The following is a 19665-nucleotide window of genomic DNA, read 5'->3' as shown; positions in this document are numbered from 1 at the left end:
GGACCGCTCTCGTATCGCGATCCGCCCGAAAATGGCCTGTCCCGGGGTGTATGAACGCCCCGTTTGTCCAGCGCCGGTTACAGAACCTGGCTGAGCTGCATGGCGACCGACATATCGCCGTCGACCTTGAGCTTGCCCTGCATGAAGGCAGCGGTTGGATCGAGATCGCCTGCGATCATCGCTTCAAGATCGTCTTTCGACAGGCTGATAACGCAATCGGCGTCACTGTCTTCGGTGGAAACCGTGTTTCCGTCGATGACGACGACGCCGTCATTGCCGCAGTCGAATTTCACTGACCGGCCGAAACCCGAGTCTGCCACGCGTGCCTTCACCTTCTCGGCAATTGCGTCCATCCCCATGCATAATCTCCCTGTAAACGCATCTGCGTTGTGTTGTCGTGCAATTGGCTTCACCCGTGCGAGGCACGCGTTGCCGATGGCCGACACTAGACGCTAGTTGACGTTTACGTCAACGTCTTTGTTGGCTTTAACGACGCGGGATCGGCGTTCTTTTCTTGCCGGCAAGCAGACGGTCGAGAAGTGCGATCAGAGCGTCTCGGTTCTCTTCTCCACCCAGTCTTTCAATGATCCGCTTCTCGTGCTGTGCCCACAGCTTGGATATCTCGGCGATAAAATCCGAGCCCTTCGCGGTGAGGTGAAGCGAGTGCGAGCGGCGGTCAATATCGCCCTTGCGGCGCTCGGCGAGGCCCCGGGTTTCCAGGCAATCCATAAGTGCAACGAAATTCGCGCGTTTGATGCCAAGCTGCTCCGCCACTTCGGTCTGCTTTTGACCGGGGGTGGTAGCGATCAGGGAAAGCACCGCAAATTCCGTCGGCCGCAGCTTTACGCAGGCGAACGATTTCTGAAAATCCTGAAATACGGCAAGCTGCGCGCGGCGCAGCTTGTACCCGATGGCTGTCGCCAGAAGTGGTAAGCAGTGGCTGTTTGCATTCGTATCAAAGACATCAAGGTAATCTTTGTCCGGTGTCCGGGCGGAAATGTCGACCGAGGGCTGGGTCATCGTCACTGTAAATCTCCAAACTATACTCTTTCGGCCTGCGCAAATCGCAGCGTCGAAACAGCGCTCCGCGTCTCCACCGAAAAATGGTGAGATAAAGCAGTAGCGAAAGACTGTTTGCATACGTTGGCCGTATAAGGCAACGCCTTATATCTGCATTAAACAAATCGATTTTGGACAGGAATGAGGCGCAGAGATACAAAAGTTCTCAGAAAGCAGGTTTTATTTGCCTTTTATTTCTGATTATAATCTTTATGAGATATATTTTTTCAAATATCAAAATTTATATTTTTATATATATGTAAACAATTGTCGCATTTGACCGATTTGCTCGGTTTATCGCCCAGGGGTAAACCCGGTGGGGCGAGAGCCAGGAAGGTGAAAGCGGATGCGTGAATGCCTGAAATTCGGGTTGGCTCCACACCGGTTCTTCGCTTCGAGGAAGCGCTGACCGGCCCTAAAACGCCAAACCGAAAGAGTGAACCCTGCGTTCAAGCCGACCATTGCGGCCATATTGATAGGCCGCGACGCTAGAGCATCGGACCGAAAAGTGGATTCCGGTTTTCGGGTTATTCCGATGCTCCATTTATAGTTTAGATCGTCCTTTGTGCGTCCGGACGGAGGCACGGCGATCTAGAGCATCGGACCGAAAAGTGGATTCCGGTTTTCGGGTTATTCCGATGCTCCATCAATCGTTTCGATCGTCCTTTGTGCGTCCGGATGGACGCACGGCGATCTAGTGAGCGTTCTTCTGCGGTGCGGGTGCCGCGTTGGCTGGCCCAAGGCGGCTGCGCGCGGTCTTGTCACGGATCTCGGCCTTTGAGAGATAGTCGGCCTGTTCGATGAAAACTTCGTGGATGAGCTTTTCGCCCACACGTTTGTTGATGCTCTCGCGCAGGCCGTCGCGGAAGGCGGCGACATCGAACCCATCCTCGCTGGTGTAGTCGATCGTGGGGTTCGCATAGAGATGTGAGTAGATTTCATCCACCAGCATCGTTTCCACCGGAATGCTCAGGGCGGGCAGCTTCTTGGAATCGACCGAGTAGGAGAGGCGGGTCAGAAAGTAGCCGTCCACCGCCCCGGCCTTGATGACCGGCACCGATATGACATCGGTGCTCACATAGTCGAGACCGCCGAAGAATGCAGGCGGCGGCTCGGCACTGATCCTGGCCTGTGAGAACTGGAACGAATAGAGCATCGTTCCGACCGTCACGGCGCAGATCCAGAGGGCGGCAAGGACGAACTTGATCATGCTGGCGAGGCCTGCCCGAATTCCTGCTGCGAGTAGGTGCCGTCCGTCTGGGCGCGCTGGATGGCGTCCTGAAGCAGATCGGCGACCTCATTCACTGCGCCCATATGCGCGCGGATGGTGGCTTCGTTGTCGGCGAGCTTGTCGCGCAGGCGGATAAGGGCGTCGCGGTGCGCACTGGCAAGACCGGCCTCGTTGGCTCCTTTGAGCGCGCGGGTGAGCTCGTAGAGGTGGCGGCTCTTGCGTGCATTGGAAGCCTTGAGGTCGAAGGCAGGATCATTGCGGATCGCAGCCGTCTCGGCATCGATGGTCTCCTCAATGCGGCGCATGATTGCCAGGGCGCTTGCGCCGCCGTGCTGGCTCATAGCCAGAGAGGCATTTTCGGAGTGGGCTGCGGAGGTCATATCATACATGGTTTCGTTCCGTTTCTGAACTTCAGCTCTCTTCGTCGCGGCTGGACGACGGTGCAGTGTTTACGCCCAGCGTTTTCGCGGCGTGTCGCTCGATTTCCTCGACCATGGCGGTGGAAAGAAGTGTTCGCCTGCCGATCGCCTCCTGTTCGGGCGTCTGAGAGACGGCGCCCACGGGCACTGGCTTTTCGTTTTCAACCGTGTAGTCGCGCAGGACGTTGCGGGCGATGCCGATGCCGCCTTTTTCAGCCAGCGTCTCGCTTAACTGCTGTGCCAGCATGGAGCGCCACATTTCGCCGGCAAGGCCCTCGCCGTAAACGGAGGAGGTTTCCTCGGGCAGAAGCGATTGCATGAAGTTCTGCAGCACCATCGCCTCGAACTTCTTTTCGACATCGGAGGGGGCGTTCACGCTGACCTTCGTGGTGCCGACGGGCTGGTTGTCGAACACTGCCGAGAAGCTGGCGGTCGCACCCGACTTTGCCTGGAGCCGCTCTCTGGCGGCTGCGGCTTTGGCGGGGTCGGCGGCGCGCGCCACGTTCAGGACAATGTCGCCGGGAGGCGATATCGCCAAGGCGTCCTCCATCGTTCGTGTCTGTGAGGGACATATTCCCAGAACAAGCTTGTGGGAGGCTTAAGCCCCGTTTGTGCTGCGGCGTTCGATAAACTCCAGGCGCTCCTTGTCGGCGGCGCTGCGTTCTTCGAGATCAGCGGCTTCGCGGTAGGCGCGGGCGAGCGCGTTGCTGCGTGCATCCGCCTGCATGATGCTCTGCGCTTCCTGCCGGGCGCGGTCGGCACTAATACGGCTGCGCTCAAGCGCGCTGGCGACACGGCGGTGGTAGAGCTCGGGGAACAATGCGGTCATGGCGGTGCCGCTGTCGAGTGTTTCGGTGATGGTTTTTGCCTCGTCCCGGGCGGCAGCGGCTTCGGCCATGTGCGCGGCGTGCTGTGCCTGATGGAAGTCCTTGAGGCGCTGCATCACCAGAACCAGTTTCTGCAGGCGTTTCTGGCGGGGTGTCGGCATCGCTAGCGCCCTTCGAAGATCGGGAAGAAGCCCTCGGCAAAGAGCCCGAGGAGCGAGGGAATGGCGAAGTAGAGAAGAATGATGCCACCGGCGATCACGAAAGGCAGGGAGATGAAGTAGATCGGAATCTGCGGCGTGAGCTTGTTGATGAAGCCGATGGCGAGGTTCACCAGAATGGCATAGGCCAGGAACGGGCTCCCAAGCCGGATCATCACGAAGAATGCGTCGGAAAGCGTGTCTGTTATGTCGGTCAGCGCCGCCTGCGGATCGAACAGGCTTTCGATCGGGGCAAGCTCGTAGGAGACCACAAGTGCGCGAATGATCTGATGGTGGAAATCGAGAACGAAAAGCAGCATCAGGGCTGACAGCGAAATGAGTGCGGTCAGGGGTGGCTGTGCTTCCGCCTCCTCAATGGCGGTACCGCCTGCCGCCATGCCGAAGCCGGAAAACATCGCCATGGATGTGCCGATGAACTGCAGCGACAGCACGTAGAGACGCGCAATGAGGCCGATCAGCGCTCCTATGGCCAGTTCGGAGGCAATGAGCAGGAACAGTGGACCGGGCTCGCTCGAGACATGCGGCGTGATCAGGTCCCACAGATGTGCCAGCATGGCGAGCGTTGCCGCCACCGCCACGAACAGGCGCACCTGCATCGGCACGCGCACGCTGGAAAGCCCCGGCATGAACAGGAAGCATCCGCCGATGCGGCAAAAGGCGAGAAAGGCTGCCAGAAGCGGGGTTTCGAGCATGGCGTCAGGCCGCCACTGCAGCCATTTTCGCGGCGTGGGCGAGGCGCATCAGGAAATCGACCCCAATACGCTGAGTTCGACGCCCTTTGCCATCTCCACATGGCTGAGGACCGGAAGCGTTGGGAAAAGCCGTTCGGTGATCATGCGCACATAGGGACGTGCCTCAGGGGCGGTAACGAGCACGAACCGTTCGCCGGCATCGAGATGCCTGCGGATGGCGGCGCTCGCTTCCTGACCGAACTCCTCGAGCTGACGCGGGTCGATGTCGAACTCGCGGATTTCACCCTTGGCATCGCGCTTGAGCGCCTGGTGGAAGGCGAGGTCCCAGCGTCCGCCGAGCCGCAGCACCTTGAGGGTGTTGCCCTCGGTCAGATCGCCGCAGATCTGCTGTGCCATGCGAATGCGCACATGCTCCACGATCTGCTCGGTGCGGCGAATATGCGGCGCGATCTCGGCGATGGCCTCGATGATGAGGTGCAGGTTGCGGATCGACACGCGCTCGGCCAGGAGCAGCTTCAGCACCGCCTGCAGGCCCGGATAGGTGATGTGCGAGGAGCAGATTTCGTCGGCCAGCTTGCGGTACTCTGGGTCGAGCCGCTCGATGAGCGCCTTCATGTCCTTGTAGGAGAGGAGCTGCGGCAGGTTGTTGCGGATCACTTCGCTCAGATGGGTGAGCAGCACAGACATGTTGTCGGCGAAGGCGTAACGCTCGCGTTTCAGGTCGTCGGCGAACATTTCCGGCACCGAGAAGGCGCGCATGCCGAAGGCGGGTTCCTTGACCTCTTCGCCGGGGATGTCAGGCATGCGGTTGCTGCCGACCAGCACGAGCAGTTCTCCCACGCGCATCTGGTATTCGGTAACCACCGTGCCATGGATCTTGATGCGGTAGCTCTTTGGCGGGATCGAATAGTCGTCAGTCAGCCGCACCTCGGGCACCACGAAACCGTACTGCGCGGCGAATTTCTTGCGCATCTTGCCCATGCGGTAGGCGAGCTCCTGATGCGATGCCAGAAGCCGCGTCGAAAGCTGCTTGCCGATAAGGAGCTCGATCTCAGCGGTTTTCAGCGATGATTTGACGGAGTTGCGCTCTTCCTCTTCCTGAGAAAGCTGTTCCTGTCTCTGTGCCTCGTTGTGCTTCTCCTGCCGTTGGCGCGCGCGCCGTGGCAACGCATAGCCGATCCCGGCCATGGCGCCGGCCAACGCCACAAAGGGCAGGAAGGGGAGGCCGGGTACAAGGCCGAGCACGGTCAGGAGCATCGCGGCAACGAAGAGCGCGCGCGGATAGGCGCTGAGCTGTCCGAATACGGCCTGATCGGCGGAACCGCGCGTGCCGCCCTTGGAGACAAGAAGACCGGCCGCCAGTGAGACGATGAGAGCCGGGATTTGCGAAACAAGGCCGTCGCCCACGGAAAGCTTGGTGAACACATCCGCCGCTTCGCCAACGCTCATGTCGTGCCGCGCATAGCCGATAGCGATGCCGCCGACGATGTTGATGGCGGTGATGATGAGGCCGGCGATGGCGTCGCCGCGCACGAATTTGGACGCGCCGTCCATGGCGCCGAAGAAGGAGCTTTCCTCTTCCAGTTCGGCGCGCCGGCGCTGGGCTTCCTTGTCGTCGATCGTGCCGGCAGAGAGATCGGCATCGATGGACATCTGCTTGCCGGGAATGGCGTCGAGGGTGAAGCGGGCGCCGACCTCGGCGATACGCGTCGAACCCTTGGTGATAACGACGAAGTTCACCACCACCAGGATCATGAAGACGATGAGGCCGATGACGAAATCGCCGCTCATCACCATGCGCGAGAAACCGCCGATCACGTAGCCGGCGGCATTCGCCCCCTCGTGTCCTTCCGACAGGATCATGCGGGTCGTGGCGATGTTGAGCGAGAGGCGCAGCATCGTCGCAATGAGCAGGATTGTGGGGAAAGAGGAGAAATCCAGTGGCCTCTGAATCCACAGTGCAACCATCAGGATCAGCACCGAAAGCGCGATCGAAAACGCGAGGCCGACGTCGATCAGAAAGGCCGGGATGGGCAGGAAGAGCACCGCCAGAATGATGACAATGCCGACGGCAAAGCCGATGTCGCGGCCGTGTTTTCTGGTCTCTGCGCCCGTGATTGCTTCGCTCAACGCCATGCCGCTCTTCCCACTCGATTCAGGACGTGTTTGCACGCCCGCGCGCTACGCTAGCGCGTCAAGCTTGCGCGAAAGAGGAGAGTGGTGCGGGGAAGGGTCAGAAGCCGCCTTCGATGCGCTGAAAGATGACGTTGCTGAAACCGGAGATCTGCGAGGCGACGAAGGGGGCTGAAAAGGCAACCGCAACGAGGATCGCCACGATCTTGGGAACGAAGGTGAGCGTGATTTCCTGCACCTGTGTCAGCGCCTGCACAAGCGCGATGCCGACGCCGACCACCATGGCGACGATAACCGCGGGGCTGGAGGCCACCAGAACGGTCCAGATCGCATACTGGACGATATCGAGGGCGTCGGCTTCGTTCATTGTCTAACGGATTATGACGCCGGGTCCGACGGGGACCTTGTCGCCGCTTTCCAGAATGGCCATGACGCCATCGCTGTAAAGACGCACTTCGGCGACCTTGCCGGTGGTTTCTCCATCGGCGGAGGTGATCTCGCGACCAACCAGACTGCCGGCCTGCGCAAGCGCGGATGCCTGCAGGATCTGGTCAAGCTTGGCGTTGGCCTGTACAGACTGCTCCACCTGCGAGAACGTGGCGAGCTGCGCCACATAATCGGTGGACTCCATCGGGCTGGTGGGATCCTGGTTTTTCATCTCGGCCACCAGCAGGCGAAGGAATGCCTGATAGTCCACCGTCTGCGGTGCGGCGGCCTGCTGCGTGCCGTTGCCGTAGGTCTGTGCGCCCGATGCTGCTTCAACGTTCATGGCTTACTCTCCTGCAACGGCGGCGACCGGTTCGCTCTCCGCCGATCCTGTTTTCTGGGTCATGATTTCGTCTTCGAGAGGATAGAGCGCACGGATTTCCTTCAGCGCGTCATAAACCTGGCCGTTGGCCACAAGCTCCTCGACATGCTTCAGCCCGGCACGAATGCGCTCACTGGTGAAGCTGTTGAGGAGCCTGGGCAGGAGCTGGCTGAAGAGACGGCGCGCGTCGTCTGCATTGTCCGGCGTGATCAGCATGATCTGTAGCGTGAAATACAGCTGCCGCAGCGGCGTCCGTGCGTCTTCCGCCTGAAGAACATGGTTCTCAAGCAGGAACTGGACATTGTTCAGAAATTCCAGCGTGACCTTTCGGTCGGTCTTGATGACCGCGCCGTTGACGTAGATCTTCTCGTTTGCCTTCAGAGATATTTTCAAAGTGCTCATTGCTGAATGCCGTCGCGGATGATCTGCGACACCTCGATCAGGCCATCAAGATTCTGCGAACGACCCTGACGCACCTCTTCGCCTTCCCGCAAAAGCCATAAACCGATGGAAATCAGATTGGCCCTGAGTTCCTTGGGCAGTTCGTTCTCCGGATTGCCGAGATCGTCGATGAAGGCAGTCCAGACGCGGATCATGAAATGGATTGCCTCGACGGCTTCCTGCGAGTTCACACCCTTTTCGCGCGCAGCCTGGAGGAGATCGATTGAACGGCTCAGAACCTGTTCCTCCCGATCTCGGGCGTCGGCGAGCGAGTCTGTCTGAACTTCGCTGTAGGAAAACTGGTACATGTGCTTCCCGTTCGTTTGGTTCCGGCTGTCTGTTATCGCAGATAGTTCAAGAGGCTGAGTTGCTGAAGCCGGGCTGTCAGTGCGTATGAGGCATCGAGCTGCGCCCTCAGATCGTTGACCCGTGTCGCTGCCTCGTAAGGATCGATGCCTTCGCTGTCCTTGATGAGGGTCTTGAACAGATCGACCTGGGATGAAATGCGCGCGCTCGCGTCCGAGACGCGGTTTTCGACGATGCCGGCCTCGGCCTGCGCACCGGCGATGTCAGCGATCGCTTCCCCCACCAGCGTGAGCGACCGGTCGTACAGGACGTTGCGGGCCTCCTCGCCGAGCGGTCCGCTGAGCAGATCGGAGATCGTGGCCGCGACCATGGCCAGTTTGCGTATACCGGTTTCATTTGCCGTGAGCGAGGTTTCGGCGGTCTCGTTCAGGGCGATGCGGCTGGTGATTTTCTGGTTGGATGCGCTCGACCAGTTGGTCTCCCATCCCGCTCCGATGAACTGAGACTCCACATAATTTGTCAGGAAGTCATCCATGTCGGCCGCGCTGATGCTCGCGGCCGCAGGATCGTTCTGTGTGAAACCGAACTTTGCCACGAATGCCGCATCGAATGCAGCCTTGGCCGGGGAGGCCGGGTCGTGAAAGTCTGCCACAGGCTTCACGTCCGTGTTGATGCCCGCAAACAGATACTCGCCGTTCAGGTTGCTGTTGAGGATGCCGGTCATCGTCTTGAGCACGCGTTCGGCTTCACCCCGCGACACGGAAACCTGGTCGATGTCCGATTTCGCCGCGGTCAGCGAGGCAAGGAGACTTTGCCCCATATCGCCAAGCTGGGTCATCGCATTCTGCGTTGCCGAAAGACGATTGGCTGCGATTGCGTTGGCGTCGATCAGCCCGTTCAGACGATCGATGTTGCGGTTCATCGACAGGTTGCGGCCAGCGTGTGCGCCAAGGGCGATACCGACGTCCGAGTGGCGTCCAGTCTGCGATTCCTTCAGGCTCTCGGCAAGCTCGGCCTGCATGCGCATGGTCTGGTAGCGCAGCGTCTGCGACATGGCCAGCGACGAGATGAAGGAGGTTTTCATGTTCGGTCTCTCTACCGGGTTGCCTGCAGCAAGGTGGACAGCATTTCGTCGATCACCGAGATCAGCCGTGCCGATGCCTCATAGGCGTTTTCGAGATCGAGCAGCAGTGCCATTTCGTTGTCGACATTCACGCCGGTTGCGTTGGAGAGTGCGGTGGCCGTGCGCACGGCGAGCGCTTCCTTGCCTTCCGCACCGCTTGCAGCCTGTTTGCGGTTTGCTTCCAGCCAGCTGACGGAATCGAACGAAAAGGCCGTGACGCTGCGGTTCGTGTCGAGACCGGCCAGGGGGTCGAACGTCATGGGTTCGTCAAGGCGTTCGGAGTAGCGCAGGAGCAGATCCGAGAATGAAGCCGCGCCGGTTGTGTTGTGCAGATAGGCTGCGCCATTGGCACCGCCATCCCTTAACAGTGACGGGTCGCCACCTGCGTTCTTGTCGAATGCAGCGTTCACGCGGATCGCACCGGCGAGGCCGTCAATCAGGGTGCCCGCCGGCGGGATGCCGGGCCCACCGGCCCAGCTGAACAGGCCGGCCATATCCGGGAGTGTGCCGCTCGGATCGGTTTCCGCAAATGCCGTGATCAGGCCGCGTGCAACCTCGTCGAGCTGACGCTGCATCTGCAGCGCGGTCTCGTCGCGCAACTGAAGGGAAGCAGCGATGGAGCCCTTGGCACTGGTGTTGCCACCAACACCAGGCACCAGGGGCACGCCGTCGACATAGACCGAATTGCCGGTCGTTCCCGGACCATAGCTCGTGTTCGGGGTGAATGTGACGGGCCGGGGAATGGTCTCGAACAGAGTTGCTCCGTCCGCTGTGACAATGACCATGTCGTTTCCGGAGCGCGTCGTGGTCGAGATGGCCACATATTCCGAAATCTTCTTGAGGAGTGCACCCCGGCGATCCAGTGCATCCGAAACGTCGCGCCCGGAACGTGTCCCGTTCACGACCTCCGTATTGACGGTCTCGAACTCGCCCAGAAGATAGTTGAGGTCATCCACGGCCGTTGCGATGTCACGATCGGCATCGGCTCTGAAGTTTTGCACCGCGCCCGCACCGTCATTGAGCGAACGCACCACCTGATGTGCCGCCTGCACCGCGCTTTCGGCGAGTGTTGCGTTGGAGGGGGTGCCTGCATAGAGCTGCAGCGCCTCCTGCAACTTGCTGATGGCGGTAGCCGGCGCGTTCGCGTCCTCGACGCCATTGACTGTCAGGCGCATCGTATCGAGCCCGCCGGACATGGCCTTCTGGCCCTGCCATGCGGAAATTGCGAAGAGATTTTGCCGGAAGAGAACTTCATCGGCGGCGCGTCGGATCTGGACGACGCGCGCGCCGGGAGCCATGCTGGACAGAAGCGCGCTGCGATGCGCGTAATCCGGGTTGCTGGCTTCCGAAACGTTGCGAGAGACGACCGAGGTCTGGCGCGAGGTGTTGAAAAGCGCCGTCTGCGCGATGTTCAGTGCAGATGTCAGTGACATTTACGTTCTTCCACTCCCCCGTTCCGGAAACCCACGCTTATCGCTTCAGATTGACCAGGAGTTCCATCAGCTCGGAACCGGTCTGGAATGACTTGGAATTGGCCGTGTAGTTGCGCTGGGCCTCGATCATGTCCGTAAGCTCTGTGGCGATATCCACATTGGATCGCTCAACAGCGCCCGGTGTTACCTTTCCCAGGCCGCCGCTTCCCGAGAAGCCCAGTTGCACGCCGCCCGAGTCCGCGCTTTCGGAAAAGACGTTGCCGGTGATGACCTTCAACTGGTCCGGGCTCTGCACGGTCGCGAGTGGAATGCGGTAGAGTGCACGCCTGGATCCGTCCGCATACTGAGCGAAGACTGTGCCGTCCTCCGAAATCTCGACACTGTCGATGGCGTAGGGTGCGCTTCCGTCCACCTTGCCGGTGACCGAGAAGCCCGTGTCGAGCTGCGTCATGTCCGACAGATCAATCGTCAGCGTGTCGCCGCCTGGTACGGTCAGGGAGACGTCCGTCGGGCTGCCGCCGGCGAGTTTGCCGTTGGTCGGGTCGAAGGTGAGTGTGGTCGTGGCTAGCGGCGGGTTGGCATAGGGGAACGACGTGTCGGGTGCGGCATCCGCGCGGTCGTAGACGGTGACTTCCCAGGTGTCCGCGCCGGTCTTTGTCATGTAGACGTCGAGCAGCTGTTTGCCGCCGAGATTGTCGTAGGCCACGAGCGAGGTCTTGTGCGTGTACTGTGCCGTGGCGGCGTTGGCGGAAGGCAGATCCGCTGCCGCGACAACGTCCGAGCTCGATGGCAGGTTGGCTGTGAGTGTGCCATTGCGCGATGGCGTCGCCACCAGTTCCGACTGCGCGATCGTCACGGTTTCAAGGCCCGCATACCCGTTTGCGGTGACCGCCGGAACGCCATTGGCGTAGCTGTACCCCATGAGCTTGTAGCCAGCGGCATTGACGAGTTCACCGTCGGCGTTCGGCACAAAAGAGCCGGCACGGGTGAGGAATGGCTGACCGTTGGTGCCCTGGACGACGAAGAAGCCGTTGCCTTCGATGGCAAGATCCGTTCCCGACGTGGTGTATTGCAGCGGGCCGGACTTGGAAATTTCATAACGGATCGATGTGGTGACACCGCCCGAATTGTATGAGCCGCCAGAGGACGGGAGGACAAGCGAGGAAAATTCGGCCTTCGCGCGCTTGTAGCCATTGGTACTGGAATTGGCGATGTTGTCGGCAACGGTGGACAACCGGTTGGATTGTGCCGCCATGCCGGAAACGCCGGTACGCATCATGCCGTAAAGGCCCATCGGAAGTCTCCTCGTAGTCTGCGCCGATCACGGCCAAGGTAGGAGACGTGACTTGCGTGAAACTGGTGGTGGGGTGTTCTGAGGGAAAAAAGCCGGCGGATTATGTATCCGCCAGCCGATAGCCGAGGTAGCGTTTGGAATCGATCGGGTCGAAACCAAGTTTTTCGCGCAGTTTCTTGCGCAGTTTGCTGATGTGGCTTTCGACCACATTCTCTTCGACGTCTTCGTCGAAGATGCCGTAGATGGCATTGAAGATCTGGGTCTTGGTGACCCGGCGCGTCGGGTTGCTCGCCAGATACTCCAGGATGCGGCGTTCGCGGCGCGGCAGGGGAAGGGGCTGGCCCTCGATTTCCGGGTCGCGTCCGTCGAAATAGATGCGCATGGCGCCGATTTCTGTGAATGTCGCGGCGTCCTGCTGGGCCCGGCGGCGGATCGCCGTGATGCGCGCCAGAATCTCGCGGATATGCACCGGTTTGCGCACGACATCGTCGACACCCCACTCGAACATGCGCAGCGTGTCGTCGAGCGAATTGCGTTCGCTAAGCGCGATCAGTGGTGCTGCCGAACGCTCGCGAATGCGCTGGGCGCGAATATCGCCCTCTGCGCACTGGCCGAGCAGGAAAGCACTGACGGCCTTCAACTCGTCATCGGCGACCGTCTCGACCCATTCGCCGAATTCCTCCGGTGCGAAGCCCGCGCTCGCAACCCCCTCACGATTGAAAAGTGAGTGATAACCTTCAGTCACCAGCTCACGCTCGTCTATCACGACAATCAACGGCCCGCCCTCCGAATCAACTTATGTGTCAAGTGGTAACTGGTCGGGCGAATCGCACACAACCATGAAATCTCAGGAGTCAATATTGGGGAGTCGGTCTGTGGGCGTTTTTCAGTTCAAAGAAATCAATAGATTCAACTAATGGTTGCAAAAACGACGCGCCTCGGGTGTCCACGCACCGAAGCCCGTTGTCACCATGTTGGTGATCACCCGACAGACATAGCGCTTCTGCGCCGGATCGTTGTCGGGACCGGCATGATAGCGTGCCACGGCCATTGACCAGGAGCCGTGACGCCGCTTTAGCTGAACCAGAAACCGGGCCGCGTAGTCGACATTCTGACGCGGGTCCAGCATGGACCCTAGATTTCGGAATTGATCGCCATGGTAGTGGTGGTTGATCTGCATGCAGCCAAGGTCAATGAGCTTCTTGCCCTCGCCGCGTGCCCGCTCGAAGGTGCGGATCGCTTCACCCGCACTGCGGGCGAAGACGGCCTTGCCTTCAATATTGAGGGCGTAAGGCTGCAAGCTTCCCTTCACGCCTGTCTCCGTGAGCCCGACAGCGTAGAGGATACCGGGTGGAACCTGATAGCGTTCCGCCGCGCGGAGGATCTCGCCCTCGCAGGCGTTGCCGGCCGCCTGGGCATCTCCTGCAAGCAAGAAGAGGCTAAATATAAAGGCCGTTCTGCGCCGCATCGGCGGTATCCTGCGCCTGTCTTCCGTCGCGGCCGGCCTGCTCACGGGGCGCGCGTTCCCCGCCGGCCCCGCGTGAGGGGTCCCCTTCGCCCCGGCCGTCGCTCATGGACTGGAATGCTCCATCGCGCGCGTTGCCGCCGGTTGCGGTGTTGCTTTGACCGCCGGACGCGGACTGCTGCACCGTGACCCGGTCAATATCGTAGCCGAGCGAGCGCAGCGCCTTGACGATGGAATCGCTGTCGGTGCTGAGACGATGGCGCGCCTCGGTGTTTTCCACCTGCAGGTCCACGGTCAGTTGCTCTCCAACGATGCGCAGCCGTGCTGTCACCATCCCGAGTTCGGCCGGCTGGAGCTGAATCTTCAACGTTTGCACCATGCGCCCGGCCTCGCCCTGCTGACCGGTTTGCAGATGCGCGGCTTCGCTGGTGCCGGCGCGCTGGGCAAGAGGTGTCTGCTCGCCGCCGGCCGTGGGAGCGGGCGCAGGTGCGCGCTGGATGGAAACCACGCGGATTTCAGGCTGCTGCTGCTGGTGCTGCTGGGCGTTGTCACGCAGCAACCCATCGCTACCGTTGCCGCCAGCGACACGCTGCGTCGTCTCGGGTTTTCCAGAATGGCCAGGTTGCTGCTCGACGGCTCCTGCCGCCGGCTTCTCGCCCGCAGGGGCATTTGCTTTCACTGCCGCCTGTGCGGCTTCGGGAAGGGGGCGTTCAGACCTGCCTGGGGCTACCGTAGCCGCGCGCTCCCGGGCCCGCTCATTTGCCTGGGGTGACGGCTGCCCGGCTGCGGCGTGAGGTGCAGCTGCAGCATGCTCTGAGACTGGAGTGGCAGCGTTTGACGCTCCATTGGTCTGCGCTGTCCTGCTTTCACCGTTGCGCGCCTGCTTGCCGTCCTCCTCAACCGCTTCAGGATCTGCAGCCACGGGTGTTGGTCTGTCGCCGGCTTCAGGGGAGGCGGGGCGCATCTGATCGGAGGACTGGTCTTCCGGAAGCGAAATTGCAATGCTGTTGGCCGGCTGCTCTTCGCCGCGCGGGGTCTCCTCCTGCCCACCCATCCGATGCGGCAGGGTCCAGCGTATCGGATGCCATCCTGTTTCTTCGTCTCCGGCTTTTTTCTCCGGGGCACCTTTTGCGTTCCGGTTTTCCTGAAGGGCTTCCTCGAACGCGAGGGAACCAGCCTCGCCGGTGGCGCGCTTCTGCAAACCTGTGTCCGGTGTTTGCGGGGTAGCCGGCAAACTCCGGCTGATGGCGGCGTTCATTGCGCGGTTTCCTCTTCAAGCAGTGCATCGATATCTTCGAGCTTGCTGCGCATTTCTTTCAGGTAGCCATCGGCTTCCTCGTTCACCGGATCGCCGGGAAATACCAGGTCGTCGGTGCCCGGCGACGCGGGTGCGGTGGCGTTTTGTTCGTTCTCGACGATGCCGTTGTCCTCAAGCGCCGCCTCTTGGGGAAGACCTGCCTCCGCAGGCGTCGGCTCGGGGGGCGGGGTTACCGCAGACGTGTGGCGGGGTTCATCCAGCACTGCCTTTGCAATGGCGGTCGCTGCGTCGAGCAGTTCCCGGTCGGCACTGGAGAGCCGGTCGCGTTCGATGCCGTTGAGCGCGGCAAGAACATCGTCGACATTGTCCGAGCTGACAGAAGCCATGTTCGCGTAAAGAACGGCCCGTGGGTCGCTTTCACCGTCTGCGTCTTCGCCATGGGCCATGGCCTTTTGTGAGGCGAAGGCAAGGAGCCGCTCATAACCCTCAATGGCACTCTTGCGTGCGAGCCGCAGGTAGACGATTCGTGCCTGCTCGCTGGACATCTGCGCCGTAACTTCATCGACCATGCCCGGATCGACGGTATCGTGCAGTTCCACGACGGCGGCCACGAAGGTGTCGACAAACTGCGTTGCATAGGGTGAGCGCAGGAAACGCCGGACATATTGTTCGGACGCGCGGGCAAGCCGCTCTGTATCCCCGAGGGCGGCAGCCAGGGGGATGCTTCTGCGCAGGGCGGCTTCCTCTATCAGGGTGCCCGGGCTTAGAAGCCTGGCTTCGTCAAGCATCCTGATCGCGAAAAGAGGGTTGTCCCTTGCCGTCACCGTCGCGCTGACGAGGGCGATGGGCGGCCCCACTTCCGGTGGTAGGCTCTTGGGATCGAGCTCCTGAAGCACGGACCGGGCAGCGGCGAAATCGCCCATCGCATAGCGCACGATCGCATTGCCGAGCCGGCTTTCATCAGCATTCAGCGAAAGCTTCGAGAACAGGAGTTCCAGCGTCTTGGGATTGCCGCCGCTGAGACCGTAGATAAGCAGCGCCTGCAGGTTCCGCGGGTCGGAAAAATCGTCCGGCGCGGCTTTTCGCATGCGGTTGTCGATGATTCCCAGAAGTTTCTGCTGCATGGGCAGGGCCGCATGATCGCCGTCGGCAATCCGGTCCTGAACCCGCTGAAGCGAGCGAACCATCTGATAGGGCTGCATGGAAGCGGCTTCAGCACCGGCATCGAGAAACAGGCCGGTCACCAGAATGGCGGCAAGTCTCGCAACTGCCTTCATCGCGGCACTTCCAGAAGAATTTCGATGCGGCGGTTTGCGCTGGCATAGGGATCTTCCGGCACCTTCAGCTTGCGGTCGGCGAAGCCGGCCACCTGCTCGATGCGCAGTTCATCCAGCCCGCCACGCACGAGCATGTAGTAGGCGGCCTGCGCGCGCGCGCTGGACAGGCGCCAGTTGTCATAAGTCTCGCTGCGGAAGGGGCGTCCGTCGGTGTGACCGCGCACGCTGACCTTTCCGGCCTGCTCGCTCAATGTCTGGCCGATTTTGTCCATGGCGAGAACGAGTTCACGCTGAGGCACTGCCGATCCCACCGGGAACATGCCATTTTCAAGGTCGTCGGTGATGGACACTAGAACGCCCTCATCCGTTGCGACGACCGAAATCGAGCTTTCCAGCGGCGTGCCCGCAAACTGCGCGGCGAGTTGGGCGCGGATCTGCTCGGCCAGCCGCTCGCCGCGTTTTACAGCCTCCTCGGAGGCGGGCTGCGGAATCGCCTCCTGAGTGTTCGCCATTTCCGGTTCGGCCGGAGGAGCTTCCTCCTGTGGCGTGGGCTCTTCCCGTTCAGCCGGTTTCACGGGCTCCACCTCAGGAACGGGTTTCAGTGCGATGGCCGTTCCCGCGTCAGCCTCCGGGGCCTCCCGGGACACGGCGGGTGGCGCATTCTCGCCATTGGTCGGGAGATCAGTATCGCTTCCTGCGGGGTTTTCACGCGCATTGTCAGGGTCGCCCTGAACGCCGATCTGTGGCCGTGCGACCTGCTGTGACCAGAAATCCGGGGCGAACGGATCGCGATAGGATTCACCACCGGAGGCGCCTGAGGACGGGCCCGCGGTCTGCGCGCCGCCATCGCCCCTGTTCGACACATTCTGCATCGTGTCGGTGTTGGAAGCGATTTCTGCGAGAACGGCATAGGGATCGGAGAACAGATTTTCGTCTGAAAGCTGCTGCGTATCCGAGCGGCCGACAGCGTTCTCGAAGCTCATTGGTCCGGATGTCTGATCCTGATCCTGCGACGGAGCGCCGGGAGCATCGTCCTCGACATCATTTGGCGCGCTGTCGACCGGATCGCCGTCAACATCCTCAAGCCCTTTGCTGCTTGTGTTGCGGTCGATGAGCTGCACGGGGTTGAAATAGCTCGCAAGCGCGGTTTTCGTATCGTCGTCGGTTGCGTTGATCAGCCACATAACCAGAAAGAAGCACATCATGGCGGTCATGAAATCCGCGAATGCGATCTTCCATGCACCGCCGTGATGGCCCTCGTCTTCGCCGCCGCCGCCGCGACGAACGATAATGATCTCGGATGCCCGATCCTCGTTTTCGGCCACGCTCATGAGATCAATCCTGCAAGTGCTTCCGACCACTCGGTGAGCCGGGTTTCAAAAAGCTCTTCATCAACCGAGATGCTGATGTCGAAGCCGGGTGCTTCCGCGAAGTCGACATGACGCGCCTCTTCGCCAAGCCCTGCCTTCAGCCTGTCCCACAACACCGGTGAGCCGCTCACGCGGATGCGCAGCGTCTCGCGGTCGTCGATGGCGCTGCGTATCACGCGTTCAAGTTCGGCAATCGATCGCTTCTGCAGGTCATCCGTAAGAACACTGCCCAGGATTCGTGCCGTGGCCTGTGCGGTCAGGGCGACGAGCTGATCCTCCAGAACGGCAAAACGGGTGTTGATCGTCTGCCCTGCAGCCTCACCGAGTTGCCTGTGCAACGCCTCCATTTCTTCGGCGTGTCGCTGGCGCTCCTGTTCGAGAGCCTGGGCATGCTCGTGCGTGAGCCTCTCTGCCAACGCGGCTTCCGCCGCCGCGATCCGTTCGTCAACCTGTGTCTGCAGGGGCCGAACGGCTTCTTTCGCTGGCGGCTCCCCGGCCTCGAGAAGCGCATCGAAATGGCTGGGGGCCGCAGCGCGCGGGGGCGCGGGCGGGGAGGGGGGGCCGAAATCCGGGAGAACGTCGATCAACGACAACGCGGGGGGCATCAGCCGGCCTCCGCCTCAGCGCGCGCCCATTTGCGCAAGATGTGTGCGGTGCGCTCTTCATTGAGGTCGACCATCCGTGCCAGCCGTTCCTGCGGCGCGGGACGGATCTTGAGGCGGTGTGTCCCGTAGGTGTCGTCTTCCTCGAACTCGGGATCGGAATAAGCACCGTCCATGAGGCGGGCCTGCTCTTCCTCGTGATTGGGTAAGGCGCGCTGCGTGTCGTCGGAAACCGGTCCCTGAGCGATCGCGGGGCGCATGAGGTTGGTGCCGATCGGCTTCAGACCGAACCAGGTGACAAGAAAAGCCACGAGAATGAAAGCGGCAGCGTTTATCAGCGTGCCCGTATGCTGCCCAACGGCATCGAGAATGCCAGGCTCCGGCATCGGTGTGCCGTCGAGGCCGTCGATGAACTCCACCGAGGAGACGTTGATCACGTCGCCGCGGGTTTCATTGAAGCCAGTGGCGGAAGCAACGACATTCTGGATCTCGACAATGCGTTCACCGATTTGCTCGGGTGTTGCATTGGGCCCGAGGATCTCCATGATCCGAGCCTGATTGACGACCACGGCGATCGACATCTTGTCGACGCTATACCCGTTGCTGGTGGTGGCGATGCGCTTGGTGTTCAGCTCGTAATTGGTGGTTTCCTCCCGGCGTTCGCTTTCTTCGGAGGATTTCGGCCCGGCAGTCGCAGCGGTGTCGTCCTCGGGAAGGTTTTGTGCCACGGAGGTCGGCTGAATGGCTGTCTCGCGATTGGCGCTGTCGCTGGAGCGAACCACCTGAACCGACCGTTCGATCCGTGAGTTCGGGTCGTAGATGACCTCCTCGATCTGGCGGGCGTCGGTGTTGACGTCGGCCTTGACGCTGGCACGGAAGTTGTCGGGTCCGAGATAGGGAGCCAATGCGCGGCGGATGTTCTGCTCGATCTGGCTTTCGACCGTGCGTTCCACGCCGATGGAGCGCTGTGCGGTGCTGTTGGACGGATCGTCGCCGGCGGCCAGCAGCGTGCCTGTGGAATCGAGCACGGTCACCTTTTCCGCGTCGAGGCCAGGCACGGCTGCCGAGACGAGATAGCGGATGGAAGACGCTGCATTGGTGGCGTCTAGACTGGATGCGCGAATGACGACGGACGCCGAAGGCTGGCGTTCCTCGGTGCGGAACGTGCCGCGTTCCTGCATGACGATGTGCACCCGTGCGGCCTTGATGCCGGCGAGCGACTGGATGGTGCGGGCGATCTCGCCTTCCAGTGCCCGAACGCGCGTGACCTGCTGCATGAAGGTGGTCAGGCCGAGAGAACCGACATTGTCGAAGAGTTCGTAGCCTGCATTGGTGCTGCTCGGCAGGCCCTTTTCGGCCAGAAGCATGCGCGCCTGGGCTGTCTTGCCGGCAGGGACCAGAACCGCGGTGCCATCGGAAATCACGTCGAAGCCGATGCCGGCTTCACCCAGCACGAGGCCGATCTGATTGACGTCGGACCGCTCGAGCCCGACATAGAGCGTTTCGTAGGCGGGCCTGTTGAGATAGGCCGCGCCGGCAACGATGACGGCCATGACCAGTGCCAGCATGCCGCCCAAAAGGGCGAGCCGGCGGGGGCCGAGGCTTTTCAGGTTTTCAACGACGGTCTGAATCTGCTCAGGCAACGCCCAATGCTCCCATACGAATTCTGACCGGGAGACTAGACGCCGAAGCTTGTGCGAAAATGAAAT

Annotated in this window: 22 protein-coding genes; all 22 read right to left on the bottom strand. The window is 61.1% G+C overall.

Translation table 11 applies throughout. The annotated features are described in order from the left end of the window. Positions 1 to 77 precede the first annotated feature (77 nt). Positions 78 to 359, bottom strand: a complete 282-nt coding sequence (locus AC07E3_RS12165) for an SCP2 sterol-binding domain-containing protein (protein ID WP_007008599.1) — start codon at positions 357 to 359, stop codon at positions 78 to 80. A 127-nt stretch (positions 360 to 486) separates the two neighbouring features. Then, positions 487 to 1020 carry a MarR family winged helix-turn-helix transcriptional regulator gene (locus AC07E3_RS12160; protein ID WP_336069733.1) on the bottom strand — a complete coding sequence of 178 codons (534 nt, stop codon included), beginning with the start codon at positions 1018 to 1020 and terminating at the stop codon, positions 487 to 489. A 733-nt stretch (positions 1021 to 1753) separates the two neighbouring features. Then, on the bottom strand, positions 1754 to 2269 hold the full coding sequence (locus tag AC07E3_RS12155) for a hypothetical protein (RefSeq protein WP_336069306.1): 516 nt from the start codon (positions 2267 to 2269) through the stop codon (positions 1754 to 1756). Next, positions 2266 to 2631 carry a hypothetical protein gene (locus AC07E3_RS12150; protein WP_088941524.1) on the bottom strand — a complete coding sequence of 122 codons (366 nt, stop codon included), beginning with the start codon at positions 2629 to 2631 and terminating at the stop codon, positions 2266 to 2268. Before AC07E3_RS12150 ends, AC07E3_RS12155 begins: the two co-directional genes overlap by 4 nt. Positions 2632 to 2701: 70 nt before the next feature. Continuing rightward, a complete protein-coding gene (locus AC07E3_RS12145) occupies positions 2702 to 3247 on the bottom strand; it encodes a rod-binding protein (RefSeq protein WP_478362169.1) in 546 nt (181 codons plus the stop codon). Between the two features lie 60 nt (positions 3248 to 3307). Beyond that, positions 3308 to 3697, bottom strand: a complete 390-nt coding sequence (locus AC07E3_RS12140) for a hypothetical protein (RefSeq protein ID WP_478362167.1) — start codon at positions 3695 to 3697, stop codon at positions 3308 to 3310. Positions 3698 to 3699: 2 nt separating this feature from the next. Next, positions 3700 to 4446: a flagellar biosynthetic protein FliR gene (fliR, locus tag AC07E3_RS12135; protein WP_007008605.1), complete on the bottom strand. Its 747-nt coding sequence runs from the start codon at positions 4444 to 4446 to the stop codon at positions 3700 to 3702. A 48-nt stretch (positions 4447 to 4494) separates the two neighbouring features. Beyond that, complete coding sequence (gene flhA / locus AC07E3_RS12130; RefSeq protein WP_336069318.1) at positions 4495 to 6582, bottom strand: flagellar biosynthesis protein FlhA; 2088 nt, start codon at positions 6580 to 6582, stop codon at positions 4495 to 4497. Positions 6583 to 6679: 97 nt separating this feature from the next. Beyond that, a complete protein-coding gene (fliQ, locus tag AC07E3_RS12125; protein ID WP_007008607.1) occupies positions 6680 to 6946 on the bottom strand; it encodes a flagellar biosynthesis protein FliQ in 267 nt (88 codons plus the stop codon). Between the two features lie 3 nt (positions 6947 to 6949). Next, on the bottom strand, positions 6950 to 7348 hold the full coding sequence (flgD, locus tag AC07E3_RS12120; protein ID WP_478362165.1) for a flagellar hook assembly protein FlgD: 399 nt from the start codon (positions 7346 to 7348) through the stop codon (positions 6950 to 6952). Between the two features lie 3 nt (positions 7349 to 7351). Further along, complete coding sequence (flbT, locus tag AC07E3_RS12115) at positions 7352 to 7789, bottom strand: flagellar biosynthesis repressor FlbT (RefSeq protein WP_478362163.1); 438 nt, start codon at positions 7787 to 7789, stop codon at positions 7352 to 7354. Then, positions 7786 to 8136 carry a flagellar biosynthesis regulator FlaF gene (gene flaF / locus AC07E3_RS12110; RefSeq protein WP_007008610.1) on the bottom strand — a complete coding sequence of 117 codons (351 nt, stop codon included), beginning with the start codon at positions 8134 to 8136 and terminating at the stop codon, positions 7786 to 7788. Before flaF ends, flbT begins: the two co-directional genes overlap by 4 nt. 32 nt (positions 8137 to 8168) lie before the next feature. After that, a complete protein-coding gene (locus AC07E3_RS12105) occupies positions 8169 to 9218 on the bottom strand; it encodes a flagellar hook-associated family protein (RefSeq protein WP_223006158.1) in 1050 nt (349 codons plus the stop codon). Positions 9219 to 9229: 11 nt separating this feature from the next. Continuing rightward, complete coding sequence (gene flgK, locus AC07E3_RS12100; RefSeq protein ID WP_478362161.1) at positions 9230 to 10690, bottom strand: flagellar hook-associated protein FlgK; 1461 nt, start codon at positions 10688 to 10690, stop codon at positions 9230 to 9232. A 37-nt stretch (positions 10691 to 10727) separates the two neighbouring features. After that, positions 10728 to 11984, bottom strand: a complete 1257-nt coding sequence (locus AC07E3_RS12095) for a flagellar hook protein FlgE (RefSeq protein WP_336069327.1) — start codon at positions 11982 to 11984, stop codon at positions 10728 to 10730. Positions 11985 to 12084: 100 nt separating this feature from the next. Beyond that, positions 12085 to 12759, bottom strand: coding sequence for a response regulator transcription factor (locus AC07E3_RS12090; protein ID WP_336069329.1), 675 nt, complete (start codon positions 12757 to 12759; stop codon positions 12085 to 12087). Positions 12760 to 12897: 138 nt separating this feature from the next. Then, positions 12898 to 13452 carry a transglycosylase SLT domain-containing protein gene (locus AC07E3_RS12085; RefSeq protein WP_478362159.1) on the bottom strand — a complete coding sequence of 185 codons (555 nt, stop codon included), beginning with the start codon at positions 13450 to 13452 and terminating at the stop codon, positions 12898 to 12900. Beyond that, positions 13424 to 14707: a flagellar hook-length control protein FliK gene (gene fliK, locus AC07E3_RS12080; RefSeq protein ID WP_478362157.1), complete on the bottom strand. Its 1284-nt coding sequence runs from the start codon at positions 14705 to 14707 to the stop codon at positions 13424 to 13426. The genes AC07E3_RS12085 and fliK overlap by 29 nt, the downstream gene beginning before the upstream one ends. Beyond that, positions 14704 to 15984 (bottom strand): chemotaxis protein, encoded by a 1281-nt coding sequence (locus tag AC07E3_RS12075; protein WP_478362155.1) that lies wholly within the window; start codon positions 15982 to 15984, stop codon positions 14704 to 14706. Before AC07E3_RS12075 ends, fliK begins: the two co-directional genes overlap by 4 nt. Beyond that, positions 15981 to 17315, bottom strand: coding sequence for a MotB family protein (locus AC07E3_RS12070; RefSeq protein WP_478362153.1), 1335 nt, complete (start codon positions 17313 to 17315; stop codon positions 15981 to 15983). The genes AC07E3_RS12075 and AC07E3_RS12070 overlap by 4 nt, the downstream gene beginning before the upstream one ends. Beyond that, positions 17312 to 17959, bottom strand: coding sequence for a hypothetical protein (locus AC07E3_RS12065; protein ID WP_478362151.1), 648 nt, complete (start codon positions 17957 to 17959; stop codon positions 17312 to 17314). The genes AC07E3_RS12070 and AC07E3_RS12065 overlap by 4 nt, the downstream gene beginning before the upstream one ends. Then, positions 17959 to 19599, bottom strand: coding sequence for a flagellar basal-body MS-ring/collar protein FliF (gene fliF, locus AC07E3_RS12060; protein ID WP_478362149.1), 1641 nt, complete (start codon positions 19597 to 19599; stop codon positions 17959 to 17961). The genes AC07E3_RS12065 and fliF overlap by 1 nt, the downstream gene beginning before the upstream one ends. Positions 19600 to 19665 lie beyond the last annotated feature (66 nt).

It is taken from the genome of Nitratireductor lacus (genome assembly GCF_056431025.1).
Note: the sequence above shows the minus strand (reverse complement) of the source record. Positions and strands in the feature narration are given on the sequence as shown.